Consider the following 16,028-nt stretch of genomic DNA (forward strand, 5'->3'; position numbering starts at 1 on the left):
GCACTGATTTTCAGAAGATAATAATTTGAAAGCCATTTTGGTTCTGCCATTCTTGTAGCTGTTTATACAGTTTAGTTTTGCTGAAATGCTGTATATTGAAAGAAAATCGCAGGGCTGTTTCGACTCCTTTCGGAGTTGTTCTACTGCCAATAATCAATGAGAGAAAAGCAGCGGCATCGTGTCCACTACACAAATTCATACTATCATCAGTTGGGCTGGTTTCTATAAAAGTATTTACGGTCTCATCTGTTAGAATTCTTTCCTTATTAGGCGATCTTTGATTGAGCGTGGCAAGCAATAAAGGTTTTTGTAATTTCAGTTTTTCATCTACCAAGTCTGCTATTTTGCCGTACCCTATCCCACTAAAGTTTATTTTATTATCATTTATATCATTATACCAACGGATATAGCCTATATATGAAGCCTCTTCTAACACATTTTGCCAAATAGCTGCTTGTTTATCCTGCATTTGATACTCTGTAAGCAAATTATTTCTCACTTCTTCAAAACTGAGCATCGTCATTTCTATATCGTGATAATCAGTATAAAAAAGGTTTTTCACCCGAGGATAAAGCTTATTTAAATGCAGAAAATCAGCATCTGCTATGCCTACTACCTGTTTTGTTTCTTGCGTAAGTATCTCCAGAGCTTCAATAAGAGAGGTTTTACCATTTACATATTCTACTTTTGCTTTAGAAGCGTCAAAGAATTTAGGATATATTTTGCCATCATCTTCCCCTTCTACTAACACCCACACTATTTTACTACCACTTGGTGTATTAAGCGAAAGGCGTATATCATTTGCTTTATCGTTTCCATTAGTGTTGGCTTTTAAACTTCTATTCATTTTCATCGGTTTTAGAAAGGTCGTATAAATCGCGGGTTAAATCCCAATGGTTGTTAATGATTTGTGGTGAATGAGTGGAAACTAAAAAGTTAATCTTCTTTATGGCTGCTATCTTTTGCAAGTCGTCAATAAAGGCTTTTTGCCAAAGTACGTGCAAGGATATTTCGGGCTCATCAATCAGAATAAGGGTATTAGGCGTAGTTTTAAACAGTAGCTCATAAAGCAATACTACCTCTTGTTGCTCACCCGATGACAAGTCAGTAAGACTAAGCTCTTGTTGCTGCTTGTTTTGGTAAAAACTAAAACCTTTGTCGCTACTTATTTTGATAGATTTAAAAGCAAAATCCTTTTGGTTGATAATATTTACAAAAAGTTCTATTTTAGCCAATAAATCATCGTATATTTTTAGTTTTTCTTCTGAATCGTTTAGATAAACCGAAAGCACTTTGGCACTTTCTACATTGTAGTCTGGTATTTCTTGTGCGCTGGTGGCAATACCAAATTGCTGCAACTTACTTTGTTTATCTTTTAGTTCAGCAAAACGTTTTTTAAAAATTGGTTCATCAACAACTGTTTTAGCTTCGATAAGCCTTTTAGGGAAAGAACTATCTAATTTCTGTGCTATTTGGTAGGCTTCTAATTGTTTTTCTTCTATCAACTTTTTTAATTCTTCAGCATAAACTTCAATTGTATTTAAAAAAGTCTTTTTATTCTTGCCTGATTTATCATCAGTTTCAATATTTTCTAAAACAGGTTTAATAAGCCGCTGTTCTTTTATCAAATAAACTTTTGTTTGAAGAATATCGTCAAACACATTGTGTTCTCCTTTTTTCAATTCAACAGTTTTCTGATTCTGAAAATAGAAAGTTATAGATGCAAAGTTTAGTTTCTGAAAATATTCACTATTCTGATTAAAAAAATGATAGATAATATTGAGAATAGTAGTCTTACCATAGCCATTAGGGCCTGTGAGAATAGTGATATTCTCAACAGTATCAAACTTTATATGATAATCAAACAAACCAAATAGCTTCTTTATAGCAATACTTTCTAACATCTTTAACTTTTTAAGTGAATAACTCTGCAAAGATACAAATTTAAATATAGAAGACAAAAATACGAGAGACAAAATGTATTTTTTTGTCTCTCGTATTTTGTATTTAGTTTGTTGTTTTTAGTTTACAAAGCTATTATAAGCACTTACTAAAGATTGATAAGCGCTATCTACTTGGTTGAAGCCATTCTGATCAAACTTTTTCTTTTCTTTAGTGTCGCGGATAAATTTGCGCAAAGCACCAAGGTAATCTTCACCTTCTTTATTAAGTCTTTCGTAGTTAGATTTAGCTGAAGCATCTTTTACCTCTATCTTTTGGTTGTTCGCCAATTGGGTTTCAATTGCTTTATAAGCTGCTTCTAATTTATCAACATTTACCTTTTCAGCTTCTGATTGTGCTACTACTTCATCAATAAAGTCGCCTGCTACTGCCAATAACTTCTTAGATGATAAGATGTTTTCTTTTAGAGGATGGTCTTCAAGAATGATACCCTCTGCTTTCTCTACGATACTATCCATTTCGCCAAAAAGTTTGGTACGCACTTGTTGAAAACCTTCTATTTCAGCTTGTGCTTTTTGTTTAAGTTCAGCGAATTTAGCTCCTTTATCATCTTTAAAATCTTCACTTTCTAAGTGTGATTTTATATCGCTCAATAGCTTTTGCAAGTCTTCAGCGTGTTTTTTTAGTTCGCTAAAATCTTTAGCAATCACCTCTTTTTTATCGCCAAAAGCATCAGTAGGAGCCGCCTTTGATTTGTTGCCAAAATCGTGATAAGAAGTATGCAAGAAAGGCTTGTTGCCCCAATTAGATTTCAACTTATCATTTACGTACTTTTCAGCATCTCTAATGTAGTCTTCACCTGACTCTATAATACCTCTATTATAGTTTCTTGACGCTTCTAACGCATCGTTATAAAAGCCAATGATTTCATTAGCTTGGTCTTTACCACCTACTTCGTCAGCACCGTTTGCTTTCGAACCATTTGAATTACAGCCTGTAAGGAATGCCCCTACTACTGCCAAAGCGAAAATAATCTTTTTCATTTGTCTTTTTTTATTATTTATTAATGCCACAAAGATATGAAATAAAACAATAACTTTTCGAAGTTTAACAATAGTTTAACATTAGAGTTTTAGTCGTTAGACATTAGTCGCTAGTGGTTAGTCGCTAGTGGTTAGTCGTTAGTCGCTAGAAGGGGGTAGCGTTCGGTTATCGTTCGCTCATTGTTCGCTCATTGTTCGGTCATCGTTCGGTCATCGTTCGGTCATCGTTCGGTGTTTTAACATCCCCCCTTCACATACTCCGCTGCGCCAGCTCGCGGACTTCCTTCGAAGGGGGAGATGTGACGGTCTGTATACACGAAAAACTTTTCAGACAGTCTCAATATAGAGATTATGGGGTATTAACGATTAATTTTTAGCATTAAAAAAATATACTTTTTCTCTGGTAATAATCTTCAATAGTATAAGGAGGTCTTTTGCGTTGGAATTTGCTAAAATGCCGGTAGAAGTAAAAATGGGCTCGCAATACTGCCCACGTGAGGCGAGGTTTGCCGGTGAACAGGTAGTAAGCGCCCGCTGCTCCATCGATGAGCATACGCACAAAAAGTCTGCGGTATAGGCAGTGCGCTGGGAGGTTTTTGAGCAACATTAGCAGACTGTTTCGGAAGTTTAGGTACGTTTTCTGTGGATTAGTAGCTGAAAGGGTCGCCCCCCCGACGTGATAGACCACGCTTTGAGGGCAGCAAACTACTTTATGTCCCCGATGATGGGCACGCCAACAGAGGTCGATTTCCTCTTGATGGGCAAAAAAGTCGGCATCGAAGCCCCCTAAAGCGTGAAAAACAGTCGAACGGACGAACAAACAGGCTCCTGATGCCCAGAATATCGGGCAAGGTGAAGGCTCATCGTACTGCCCTCTGTCCTCCTCTACCTGCTGTAAGCGTCGCCCTCGACAGTACGGAAATCCGTATTTATCGATATAGCCGCCTGCTGCCCCTGCATACTCGAAATGAGTAGGGCGTTTGTAGTCTAATATTTTGGGCTGTACCATTGCTATCTGGGGGTCTTCGAAGCATTTAAGCACCGGAGACAACCACCCCTCAGTGACAGCTACATCGGAATTTAGCAAGCAATAGACATCGGCTTGCACCTGCTGTAACGCGCGGTTATAGCCTGCCGCATAGCCCTCATTAGTAGGGTTTTGCAGTATCGAGACCTGTGGATAATGCGTGCGCAGGAAATCTACTGAGCCGTCAGTAGAAGCGTTGTCGGCCACATACACTTGGGCACCCGTCGCGTACGTGAGGACAGTAGGGAGGAAGCGCTTGAGCAACTGCCGCCCGTTCCAATTAAGAATAACGATAGCTATAGTCATAGTTGAAAATCGCCATAATGGGGTAAATCTCTTAAGAAAAGATACTGCCCCAGCTTATAGTCCATTTGGCAATAATAATGTGATATTCCGTTGGTTACCATTAGGTAAGTAGACTTAAGCGCCAAGTTGTATCGGGCTATTTGGTCGAAAGTATCTTGAGTAATCGACACGTTGGGGGCTTTGCATTCTACCACTAAGAAAATATCGCCTCGCCGCGTGTAAATGACCACGTCATAACGCTTGGTCAATTCGTTCACTGTCAAGGCTTTTTCTACATTTATCAATGATTTAGGGTAGCCTTTTTCTTCTATTAAAAAGTGCAACACGTGTTGTCGCACCCACTCCTCTGGTTGTAGCACTACGTATTTGCGTCTGATAATATCATAAATCCACCATTTGCCATCCGCTTTTTTGGTTCTAAACTCGTAGGCTTTAAAATTTAGCTCTTTCATAGTGCAAAAGTAGAAATATTTTTTGTATTTTTGCACTATGGAAGAAGTAAAAAAAATTATTGCTAATATAAAGAAAGGAATTATTGCCCCCATTTATTTCTTAATGGGCGAGGAACCTTATTTCATAGACGTAGTGGCTAACTACTTAGAAAAGCACCTTTTGGAAGAAGACCAGAAGGGGTTTGACCAGTTAGTACTATACGGGCAAGACGTGACAGTGCCTGCTATAATAGACTATGCACGCCGCTTCCCGATGATGGCAGAGCGCCAATTGATTATCATTAAAGAAGCGCAGAACCTCAGGGCTAGTATTGACCAATTAGTGCCTTATGTTGAAAACCCTACCGCCTCTACCGTGCTAGTATTTTGCTATAAATACGAAAAGTTAGACGCACGTAAGAAACTACTAAAGAGTTTAGGAAAAAACCAGGATTGTGTGGTAATGGAAAGCAAAAAGCTATATGAAAACCAAGTAATAAGCAGCTTTTTGCCAGATGTTTTTAAAAAGAAGCACTTAAGCATACAGCCTAAAGCTACTCAGATGTTAGTTGATTTCTTAGGAAATGACCTCAGTCGCATTGAAAATGAAGTAAATAAATTGGCTCTTATCGTACCTGCAAACACCGAAGTAACCCCCGATATTATAGAGAAGAATATAGGTATTAGCAAAGAGTTTAACAACTTCGAGCTGAAAAGTGCTTTTGCCACCAATGATAAGGTGAAGATAGCGCGTATTATTAAGCATTTTGCAGAAAACCCTAAAGATAATCCGTTGGTGGTGACTCTGACTGTACTATACGGATTCTTTCAGAAGCTATTAATTTACCATAGCCTGACTGATGTGAGCGACAAAAATGTAATGGCGGCTACTAAAGCTACCTTTTTCGATGTAAAAGACCTACATAGTGCTGCCCAACACTACCCGATGAAGAAAGTGAGTGCTATAATGGCGGGCTTGCGAGAGATAGATGTGAAGAGCAAAGGCGTAGGGGCTGCGAGTACTACCCCCGCTGACCTACTAAAAGAACTGATGATGATAATGAACTAAACCTCCCCCTACCCCCCTCCAAAGAGGGAATAGGTAATTACAACTTTTAATGCTTAGTTATAAATTCTAAGCTATAACTAAGCATTAAATAATAATAAAAAAAGCTGCCTTAATTGGCAGCTTTTTTTATTTAATTATTAGACAGAGACTCCGTATTCTCTAAGGGCATCGTTTAGTGATGTCTTTTTGTCGGTTGAGGCTTTACGCTGACCGATGATAAGGGCACAAGGCACTTGGTAATCGCCGGCAGGGAAGTGTTTGGTGTAACTACCTGGGATAACTACTGAACGTTCAGGTACATACCCCTTGAGTTCCTTAGGTTCGCTACCTGTTACATCGATAATTTTAGTAGAAGAGGTAAGCACTACATTAGCCCCAAGTACGGCTTCTTTGCCTACACGCACTCCTTCTACCAAGATACAACGCGAGCCGATGAAAGCTCCGTCTTCGACAATAACAGGGGCTGCTTGCAAGGGTTCTAACACCCCTCCTACTCCTACGCCACCGCTTAAGTGTACGTGCTTGCCTATCTGAGCGCAACTGCCCACTGTAGCCCACGTATCGACCATAGTACCTTCATCAACATACGCACCGATATTGACATAACTTGGCATTAGTATAGCACCTTTAGCAATATAAGCACCGCGACGAGCTACTGCTGGTGGTACTACGCGCACGCCTTTCTCGTCGTAATTATGCTTGAGCGGAATTTTATCGTGATACTCAAAAATACCCACCTCTACAGGTTTCATATTCTGAATAGGGAAATACAACACTACGGCTTTCTTTACCCATTCGTTTACTTTCCAGCCATTGGCAGTAGGCTCGGCTACACGCAACTGCCCTAAATCTAAGAGGTGAATAACCTCGCGGATAGTCTGCTGTACGATTTCCTCACGAAGCAGTGAGCGATTTTCCCACGCTTCATCTATTAGTTGTTTTAAGTGTTCCATTTGTTATTATTTTGATAAAGTATCTATTGCTTTTTCAATAGTTGCTATTTTAGCGAGTGCATCGGCTTCTTTTTTGCGCTCGATATCTACTACCTGAGCAGGTGCCGAATTTACAAACTTTTCATTAGAAAGCTTCTTGCGCACTGATGCCAAAAAGCCTTGTGTATAGGTCAATTCTTCTTGCAGTTTCTTTAATTCTTCCTCTACATTGACCGCTCCCCCCATAGGGATAAAGTACTCATTAGCTTTTACGCGGAAAGACATTGCCCCCTCTATAGCAGCACTTACTTCGGCAATAGCCTCAAGTCCGCCCATTTTGGTAATCACCGCGTCGAAACGATTGCTTATTTGCTCTTTGTTTAATACCGAAAGACTAAGCGGTGTTTTGAACGGTATATTCTTCTCTTTGCGCACCGTGCGGATACCTGCTATCACTTCAGCAGCAAAATCAAATTCGGCTAACAGTTTTTCGTCGTAGGGCTGTACAGCGGGATAAATAGCCACGATAAGAGCCTGCTCAGGGGTACGAGGGGCTAAACTTTGCCATATTTCCTCGGTAAGGAAAGGCATAAAGGGGTGAAGGAGTTTTAGCAAATTCTCAAAAGCGGCTACAACGCCTTCATAAGTGGCTTTATCCATCGGTTTGCCGTATTCGGGTTTTACCATCTCTAAAAGCCACGCGCAGAAATCGTCCCAAGCAAGTTTGTAGATAGCCATTAGAGCATCGGAAATACGATATTTTTCGAAATGGTCTTCTACCTCAGTAAGCACCGCATTGAACTTAGCATCGAACCACTGCAAAGCGAGCTTAGATGCCGCTGGTTGGTCGACTGTATCTACTTGCCAACCTTTTACCAATTGGAAGGCATTCCACAGCTTGTTGCCAAAGCCTTTTCCTTGCTGGCAAAGAGCCTCATCGAACAACAAGTCATTACCAGCTGCCGATGAGAGCAAGAGCCCTACGCGCACGCCATCAGCCCCATAATCGGCAATGAGTTTGAGGGCATCGGGGGAGTTGCCTAAAGATTTTGACATCTTGCGGCGTTGCTTATCGCGCACCAATCCGGTGAGGTAAACATTGCTAAATGGACGTGCACCCTTGTACTCAAAGCCTGCTACTATCATTCGGGTTACCCAGAAGAAAAGGATATCAGGCCCTGTTACCAAATCGTTGGTAGGGTAATAATACTCTATTTCAGGATTGTTAGGCTCTAAAATACCATTGAATACACTCATTGGCCATAACCAAGACGAGAACCACGTATCGAGAGCGTCTTCATCTTGGCGCAAATCGGCTTCGGTAAGATGCGCATTGCCGCTCTTTTCTTTAGCCAACACAAGGGCTTCTGCCTTAGTTTCGGCTACTACAAATTGGTTTTTACCCTCGCCGTAGTAGTAAGCAGGAATCTGTTGCCCCCACCACAATTGGCGTGAGATATTCCAATCGCGTACGTTCTCTACCCAATGGCGATAAGTGTTCTCGAACTTTTTAGGGTATAGCTTGATGCTTTCGTCTTCTAACACCGCCTTGATAGCAGGCTGTATAAGGGTATCCATTTTGAGGAACCACTGGTCGGAAAGGCGAGGCTCAATCACCGCTTTGGTACGCTCTGAGGTGCCCACTTTGTTAGTATAGGTTTCTTTCTTAGCGAGTAAGTCTTTTGCTTCTAATTCGGCTACTATCTCCTTGCGCACCACAAAGCGATCTTTGCCAGCATAGTGCAAGCCGTAGCTATTGAGAGTTGCATCGTCATTGAAGATATCAATCACTTCTAACTGGTGCTTGTCGCCCAACACCTTGTCGTTAGGGTCGTGTGCAGGGGTTACCTTGAGGCAACCTGTACCAAACTCTACATCGACGTACTCATCTTCGATAATCGGAATTACGCGGTTGCAGATAGGCACAATCGCCTTTTTGCCTTTGAGGTGCTGCCAACGCTCATCATTAGGGTTGATGCAGATAGCCGTATCGCCAAAAATGGTTTCGGGGCGGGTAGTAGCAATGATAAGATACTCATTTGTCCCTTCAATTTGATATTTCAAATGATATAAAAATCCTTGACGTTCTTCGTAAATCACCTCCTCGTCAGAAAGGGTAGTTTTGGCCTCTGGATCCCAGTTTACCATACGGTGACCGCGGTATATCTGTCCCTTATTATACAAATCGACAAAGACTTTGATAACGGAAGCTGAAAGCTCGTCGTCCATAGTGAATTTGGTGCGCTGCCAGTCGCAAGAGCAGCCCAATTTTTTGAGCTGTTCGAGGATTACCCCACCGTATTGGTGCGTCCATTCCCACGCGTGTACGAGGAACTCCTCGCGAGTGAGGTCGGATTTTTTAATGCCTTGTTCTTTGAGTTTGGCTACCACTTTAGCCTCGGTTGCGATAGAAGCGTGGTCGGTACCCGGCACCCAGCAAGCATTAAAACCTTTGAGGCGGGCACGGCGGATAAGCACGTCTTGAATGGTATTGTTGAGCATATGCCCCATATGGAGCACCCCTGTAACGTTAGGGGGCGGAATAACGATGGTGTAAGGCGTACGCTCATCGGGGGTTGAGTGAAAATAGTTGTGGGCAAGCCAATAGGCATACCATTTTTGTTCTAAATCAGTGGGATTGTATTTTGTCATATTTTGCTAATGTGTCGATTTGCTGATTATTTTTGCAAAAGTACGAAATTATTTTGGATTGGCAGTTTTTAGCGCCATTTTTTGTAAGGGTGATGGGTGAGCATCGCGTTGTAGTACCTTGGGTCGGCCGTGACCTCCTCGCCTAACCAGTCGGGGTGGTGAAAAGGGGTATCTTCCGAAGGGAGCTCTATCTCGGCGATTAACAAGCCCTCATTGTCGCCGTGAAACTCATCTACCTCAATGGTGGTATCGCCATTGGGCACCAGATAGCGGGTCTTATCGATAATACCCGATTCGCAAAGGGCGAGCAACTGCTGGGCTTCGGCTATGCTTATGGCCTTTTCCCACTCGAAACGGGTAGTGCCTGCCGCATTGGTCTTGCCTTTGACGGTGATAAAAGCCTCGTCGCCCTTAACGCGTATGCGCACCGTGCGCTCAGGCACAGAGCTAAGGTAGCCCTGCGTGAGGCGCATCTTATGCGTGGCAAGGGCTTTGTAAGTATCGTTTTTTACTTTGAATTTTCGTTCTATCTCTTGTGGCATTTTTTTAGTATTAATTAGACTTTTCTTTAAAATAAACATCTCCTATTTAAAAAACATCCCCCCTGCCCCCTTCAAAGGGGGAGCCCATACACGAGCATCATAATTAAGACGTTTATACTTCGCTAATTGTTCGATTATCGTTCGCTCTTCCTATATCGTTCCTGTATTGTTCCTATATCGTTCCTGTATTGTTCCTATATCGTTCCTGTATTGTTCGTATATCGTTTGTATAGGGTAAGTGCGTTTAGAAATTTTTTCTGTGGGGCAAAGGTAAGAATTCTTAATTATTTTTTATACTTTTGCTGCTTCATTATTTTCAAATAAAAAATTATAACAAAAAAAACTATGACAAAAAACTTTTTGATGCTCCTCTGTGGGGCGCTGCTATTAGGAGGGTGTAGCTCCTCTTTCATTAGCTTTAAGGAGAAAAATCCGTTTAGAAAGGCGGTGGTATTCACCAAAAACGATAAGGAAATTATCTATATACCGATGATTCACTTAGGGCAGCCTGAATTTTATGAAAAAATTAAGCAGTTTGTAACCCAAAAAAGAGATGAAGGCTATAAAATATACTACGAAAACCTGACTTACGGTACTTCGGATTCGCTTTTGCAAGATACTTTACTACTAAAAGTACGCAAAATGACAGGATTTTACTTCAAAGGTATCTATACGGATAAAAATAATGAGACTTCGCCTTTTAAAAAAGGATTTGACAGTTATACCCGTCAGAGTGAAGAGAATACCGGCATTGACCTCAGTAAGGATTTTAGAGTAGACCTGAATATGCGTCAGTTAGTGGCGCAAATAGAGGCTGACCACTCGCCTATAGTGCTGGACAGCTGCGACTACGCTACGCCGCCCACTGCGAAATACAACTGCAAACAATACAAGGAGTATAGTCGGCTATTCTTGCGCACCTACCGCGATGACTACCTATTGGCTACGCTGCTAGCTACCCCTCATAAGAAGATTATACTGCTATACGGGGTAAATCATTACGATTTTCTGTCGCCCGAGCTGAAGAAAGCAGGGTTTGAAGAGAGAAAGGTGGTTAGTGATTAGTCCATTTGCTTGTTCAATTTTAAACCTATTTTTGTACAATTCTTCATCAAAATCATCCGCAATATAATGATTATGTAAGAGAACATTTAGAGGAACTAAAGAAGAATGGAAATTTTAATATTACAGAAATCAAAAAATTACAAGATGAATTAAGAAAGCATATAGATGATGCCCTAAATTCAGATATGAATTTAAATGATTATTTTAAAGAAGGGAAACATAAGAAAAAGAATAAACATTAATAGTAAAAGTATACATTATGAAGTTTTATAATATAAAGTTTGACTTCGAACCTAAAATAACAGGAAGAAGAAATGGGAGTTTTGCAGTTGAAATAAGGAAAAACTCATTTGAAAATAATAAACATAAGGAATATTTCAATAACTTTTTTGACAGCAACAGTAATGATATAAAAAGGGTTCGTATAGAAACATTCCAACAATTTGATCTAAAAAATTGTCCAAATGTCATCTATTTCCCTATGACTAAAAGTATTAAGAAATTAGATTTTATGTATTACGCTCCTTATGAATTAGGAATTGATTTCTTAGTAAGCAAAAAGATTGTGGATATTATATCTGCATACAAATTACCTATTCACAATAAAATTCCTGTAAAGATTGATACTTTTGATGGTAACTATTTCCTAATAGGTTTCCCTGTATGGAGTTTTGAAGTTCTTGATTTTCAAAAAAGTACTTTCTATCATCGGGATAGAAATGAATTCTCTTTTATAGACTATGAAGATTATGAAAACTCCGAATCGAAATATAGATATACGACAAAAGTAGATTTGTATCTAAGGAACAAAATAGAATATGATGTAATTTCTATAGGTGCAGCTATTTTTTTCTCTGAAAAGATTGTTGAAGAATTAAAAGAGAATAATGCAACTGGGTATAGAATCGTTGATGGAATTTTAAATATATGATACTTACCTAACATAGAATTAGCGAATGATTTTCTGTCAGACACTTTAGGGCGGGATTGGGAAGATATTATCAGCAGTGGGGAGAACCTGCATTGCCACTATGCACCACTTCCTGAAGAGGAAGAACTCACTGATATTCCTTTGGAAAGCACAGAAGGTTAGTGATTTTCTATTAAAATTGAAACTACTTATATAATCTATTTTAAATAAAGAAGATACAGGAATTACAAGAATATTAGGTAATGATTTAGTAATAGCTCTTATTTCATTTGATTATACCTATTTTCTCAGTAACTTCTGGGGCAAAGATACAACTAATTTCCCTAACTTCCTCATATTAAAATTCCTAAGCACTATTAAAAAGCTGATAGGTAACGATTTAGTTACGGAACTTAATTCCTCTCTTTGCCTTATTTTTATTGTGTTTTTAACTCACGACGTAAAGGTACGATTATTTTTTTAATAGAAAATTTTTGATAGTATTTTAATGCAAGTAAATTTTTGACACTCATTTTTTGTAGGTTAAACATATGAAATCCCATAATAAATTGATTATCAGTTAGTTATTAGAGCTTATGAATATGGAGTTTTTACCTTATATCTATTTGAAAATTAGTTAGTTATGAAGGTATCTTCTGTTTGACCTACATTTTTTGAATGATTAAACTGTTTATATAAAAAAATAAATGTAATTTTGTAGCCTAATATTTTGTTTCTACTTTATATGGAAAACCATAGTTTAAATTTTATAGATTTGTTTGCAGGAGCAGGAGGGCTGTCAGAAGGCTTTGTTCAGGCAGGGTACATCCCTATAGCACATATAGAAATGGACAGACACGCTTGTGACACCCTTAAAACTCGAGCAGCTTTCCATTGGTTGAAAGCTAATAACCAATTACATAAATATAAGGAATATCTATATAAAAAACAAGAAAAAGAAGATGGAAGTAAGCTCTGGGCACAAGTTCCTGAAGAGGTTATTAATAGTGTTATCCAATCTGAAATAGGAGAAAATACAATTTTAAATTTATTTAAACAAGTAGACTCTTTGATAAAAGACAAAAAAATTGATCTTATAATAGGAGGTCCTCCTTGTCAAGCTTATTCTATTGCAGGAAGAGCTCGATTAGGTAAAGCCGTTGAAAGTGACCCTCGTAATGATTTATATAAGTACTACGTAAAATTCATAGAGAAATATCAACCTGAAATGTTTGTTTTTGAAAATGTTTTAGGTATTAGAACAGCAAAAAATGGAGCTCCATTTCAAGACCTAAAGAAATTAATTGATGAAGCAGGATATATAATGGAAGACCATATACAGTTAGCATCTGAATATGGGGTGCTTCAAAATAGACAAAGGGTAATTATTGTGGGATGGAAGAAGGGATCGCCTTATAAATATCCCTATTTAACAAAGGAAGTAAATAAGTATGAGGTTTTGAAGGATTTATTCATTGATCTGCCTCTTCGCAAGCACGGTGAAGGAGAGCTTTGCTCTCCTATTAAGTATACTCAACCTCTTTCAAAAATGAAATATTTGGAAGAATCTGGTATTAGAACAAACGATTTTGATTTTACTACACAACACATAGCACGTCCCAATAATGAAAATGATAGAGAAATATATCGAAGAGCAGTAGAACTATGGCTCAATGAAAGAAGAAGAATAAACTATATAGAACTACCCCCTCACTTACAAAAGCATAAGAATAAAGAATCTTTTCTCAACCGTTTCCAAGTAGTGGATCCTTATGGATACTCTCACACAGTTGTAGCTCATATCGCTATGGATGGGCATTACTTTATCTATCCAACCTTGAATCCTACAATTGAAAATGTCCGTTCTATTACTCTAAGGGAAGCTGCACGCTTACAATCATTTCCCGATGATTTTTATTTTGAAGGAAGTAGAACAGCTGCTTTTAAGCAAATAGGGAATGCTGTACCTGTAATTTTAGCAAAAAAAATAGCTCAAAAGATAAAAGAAATGTTGTTATGATTGAAAATACAAATAAAAAAGGAGACTTTATTTTTCGTCCTAAAGCTCGGTTAATTAAAACTATAGGGGAAGAACTTATCAGTAGTGATAATGTTGCTGTTGTTGAGTTGGTTAAAAACAGCTATGATGCTAACTCTCCAATAGTAACTATTACTTTTTTGGGAAATGTGAAGCAAAAAAAACAGGGAAGAATTATTCAAAATTACTTAAGTAAGGAAGGAGCCTCTATAGAAATATACGATCAGGGCTCAGGAATGAGCTTTGAAACTGTTAAATCTGCTTGGATGGAACCCGCTACAGATTTTAAGAAAAAAAACACTAACAAAAACAGAAAATTCACAGGAGAAAAAGGCATAGGTCGCTTTGCTTCTGCAAAATTGGCATCAAGATTAGAACTGATAACAAAGCAAAAAGAAGGAAAAGAACTTGTGGTTACTTTTAATTGGGAAGATTTTGATAAAGATGATTACTTAGAGAACATACATATACATTGGGAAGAGAGAGAACCACAAGAATTTAAAAAAGAAAATAGTGGTACCCTCCTTAGATTAAAAAACTTAAATACCGATTGGGATACTGAAAAAATAAGGACATTACGCACAGAACTCTCTCGATTATTAAACCCAATAGTACCAGTAGAAGATTTTTTAATAGAGATCGCTATACCTGATGAATTAAATAAAGATGTTAATCTTAACGGTATCATAGAAAGAACAGAACTTTTAAATAAGCCTAATTACTACATAAAAGGGAGTATAACAAAGGAAGGATATCCAAAGGATTTTATTTACTTTAGTAAAGAAAAAGGGAAGGAAGAACAATTACTCATAGAAACAAATAAGTTTATTCAAAGTAGTATGTTAAAAGTTCCTATCATGGGTGAATTTTCTTTTGAATTTAGAGTATGGAATAGGGATAGAGATAATTTAAGAAATTTAGGAAGAGAAGTTGATTTTAAATATGGAGAAGTGAAGAAAATATTAGATGAGCAATCAGGAATTAGTATTTATAGAGATGGCTTCAGAGTTTTACCTTACGGAACTCCTAATAATGATTGGGTACGATTAGATATCCGCCGAGTTAATAATCCTACCTTACGTTTAAGTAATAATCAAATTGTAGGATATATACTTATCAGTACAGAAGAAAATCCTTTACTAAAAGATCAGAGTAATAGAGAAGGAATTGTTGAAGGAGAAGCATTTGATGATTTAAAAGAGTATATCAAATTAATATTAAATGAAGTAGAGCAACGAAGATATCAAGAAAGGGAAAGATTTCAAACATCCGACCCCAATACAGATAAAAATTTATTTGAAAAAGCATCATTAGATACAATAATAAAAACGGCAAAAGAAAAAGTGCCAGAACAAGAAGAGCTTATAAAAAACTTAGAACAAAAAAATATAGAGTTAGAGAAAGTTATTACAAATGCTCAAGAAATTATATCAAGATATAGGCGTTTGTCTATATTAGGACAGCTAATTGACACTATTATACACGATGGTAGAGGTTATCTTTCAAAAATAGATGGACGTTGTTATTTAATTCTAGAAGAACTAAAAGAAGAACTATTAAATAAGTCTGAAATAGAAGATAATACAAACAAAATTCAGAAAACACGTAAAGATTTTTCAAAATTATTTGAAAGAATAGAACCTTTTGGAGGAAAAAGAAGAGGAAAGATCACAAATATAGTTATAGAAGAACTTATAAGAGACCAGTTTTTATTATATAGCAGAGAAATATCTAACTTGAAAATTCAATACAGTATTTCTGAAAGTAATCATACAATGAAAATAGATAAAGCTGATTTCGGAATTATTTTCATGAATCTAATTCAGAATTCAATATATTGGCTTGCAAACAGTGATAAAGCAAGAAAAATTGAAGTAGAAGTATCTGATTCTTCAGAAAGTATTGATATTATTTTTAGCGATAATGGTCCGGGTATAAAAGAAGGGACAGAACAAAGTATCTTTAAACCTTATTTTAGTACTAAACCTGATGGAGTAGGTTTAGGACTAACAATAGTGGGGGAATTAGTGTCAGAATATAAAGGAAAATTGATGCTAATTGATAACGGTCCCTTAGAAGGTGCAACTTTTAAAATAATGTTTAAAAAATAG

13 protein-coding genes are annotated in these 16,028 nt (G+C 37.8%); 5 read left to right on the forward strand and 8 right to left on the reverse strand.

Annotated elements, in window-relative coordinates; translation table 11 throughout:
* Positions 1-10: 10 nt before the first annotated feature.
* The 5 genes from FOC45_RS09455 to FOC45_RS09475 all read right to left on the reverse strand — a co-directional run bounded on the left by FOC45_RS09455 (position 11) and on the right by FOC45_RS09475 (position 4,730).
* Positions 11-847, reverse strand: coding sequence for a DUF4435 domain-containing protein (locus FOC45_RS09455; protein WP_196774056.1), 837 nt, complete (start codon positions 845-847; stop codon positions 11-13).
* Positions 840-1,904 (reverse strand): AAA family ATPase, encoded by a 1,065-nt coding sequence (locus tag FOC45_RS09460; protein WP_009389670.1) that lies wholly within the window; start codon positions 1,902-1,904, stop codon positions 840-842. The genes FOC45_RS09455 and FOC45_RS09460 overlap by 8 nt, the downstream gene beginning before the upstream one ends.
* A 117-nt stretch (positions 1,905-2,021) precedes the next feature.
* Positions 2,022-2,945 (reverse strand): DUF3829 domain-containing protein, encoded by a 924-nt coding sequence (locus FOC45_RS09465; protein WP_034540336.1) that lies wholly within the window; start codon positions 2,943-2,945, stop codon positions 2,022-2,024.
* Between the two features lie 379 nt (positions 2,946-3,324).
* Positions 3,325-4,278, reverse strand: a complete 954-nt coding sequence (locus FOC45_RS09470) for a glycosyltransferase family 2 protein (protein WP_009389674.1) — start codon at positions 4,276-4,278, stop codon at positions 3,325-3,327.
* Positions 4,275-4,730: a type I restriction enzyme HsdR N-terminal domain-containing protein gene (locus tag FOC45_RS09475; RefSeq protein ID WP_009389676.1), complete on the reverse strand. Its 456-nt coding sequence runs from the start codon at positions 4,728-4,730 to the stop codon at positions 4,275-4,277. The genes FOC45_RS09470 and FOC45_RS09475 overlap by 4 nt, the downstream gene beginning before the upstream one ends.
* A gap of 37 nt (positions 4,731-4,767) precedes the next feature.
* On the opposite strand from FOC45_RS09475, the gene holA reads away from it, so the two are divergent.
* Entirely contained in the window at positions 4,768-5,778 is a 1,011-nt protein-coding gene (gene holA / locus FOC45_RS09480) for a DNA polymerase III subunit delta (protein ID WP_009389678.1), read from the forward strand.
* 137 nt (positions 5,779-5,915) lie between these two features.
* Here holA and FOC45_RS09485 read toward each other — a convergent pair whose 3' ends face one another.
* The 3 genes from FOC45_RS09485 to FOC45_RS09495 all read right to left on the reverse strand — a co-directional run bounded on the left by FOC45_RS09485 (position 5,916) and on the right by FOC45_RS09495 (position 9,904).
* Positions 5,916-6,731 carry a 2,3,4,5-tetrahydropyridine-2,6-dicarboxylate N-succinyltransferase gene (locus tag FOC45_RS09485; protein ID WP_009389680.1) on the reverse strand — a complete coding sequence of 272 codons (816 nt, stop codon included), beginning with the start codon at positions 6,729-6,731 and terminating at the stop codon, positions 5,916-5,918.
* A gap of 6 nt (positions 6,732-6,737) precedes the next feature.
* On the reverse strand, positions 6,738-9,362 hold the full coding sequence (locus FOC45_RS09490) for a valine--tRNA ligase (RefSeq protein ID WP_009389682.1): 2,625 nt from the start codon (positions 9,360-9,362) through the stop codon (positions 6,738-6,740).
* Between the two features lie 68 nt (positions 9,363-9,430).
* Positions 9,431-9,904 (reverse strand): CYTH domain-containing protein, encoded by a 474-nt coding sequence (locus FOC45_RS09495; RefSeq protein WP_034540210.1) that lies wholly within the window; start codon positions 9,902-9,904, stop codon positions 9,431-9,433.
* Positions 9,905-10,249: 345 nt separating this feature from the next.
* On the opposite strand from FOC45_RS09495, the gene FOC45_RS09500 reads away from it, so the two are divergent.
* The 4 genes from FOC45_RS09500 (at position 10,250) to FOC45_RS09515 (ending at position 16,028) form a co-directional block, all read left to right on the forward strand.
* The gene (locus tag FOC45_RS09500) at positions 10,250-10,969 is read left to right on the forward strand and encodes a hypothetical protein (RefSeq protein ID WP_009389686.1); all 720 of its coding nucleotides are present in this window, start codon (positions 10,250-10,252) and stop codon (positions 10,967-10,969) included.
* 259 nt (positions 10,970-11,228) lie between these two features.
* Positions 11,229-11,900: a hypothetical protein gene (locus FOC45_RS09505; RefSeq protein ID WP_009389492.1), complete on the forward strand. Its 672-nt coding sequence runs from the start codon at positions 11,229-11,231 to the stop codon at positions 11,898-11,900.
* Between the two features lie 724 nt (positions 11,901-12,624).
* Positions 12,625-13,899, forward strand: a complete 1,275-nt coding sequence (locus FOC45_RS09510; RefSeq protein WP_009389495.1) for a DNA cytosine methyltransferase — start codon at positions 12,625-12,627, stop codon at positions 13,897-13,899.
* Positions 13,896-16,028, forward strand: coding sequence for an ATP-binding protein (locus FOC45_RS09515; protein ID WP_009389496.1), 2,133 nt, complete (start codon positions 13,896-13,898; stop codon positions 16,026-16,028). The genes FOC45_RS09510 and FOC45_RS09515 overlap by 4 nt, the downstream gene beginning before the upstream one ends.

This window comes from Capnocytophaga sp. FDAARGOS_737, assembly GCF_009730375.1.
GTDB lineage: Bacteria > Bacteroidota > Bacteroidia > Flavobacteriales > Flavobacteriaceae > Capnocytophaga > Capnocytophaga leadbetteri.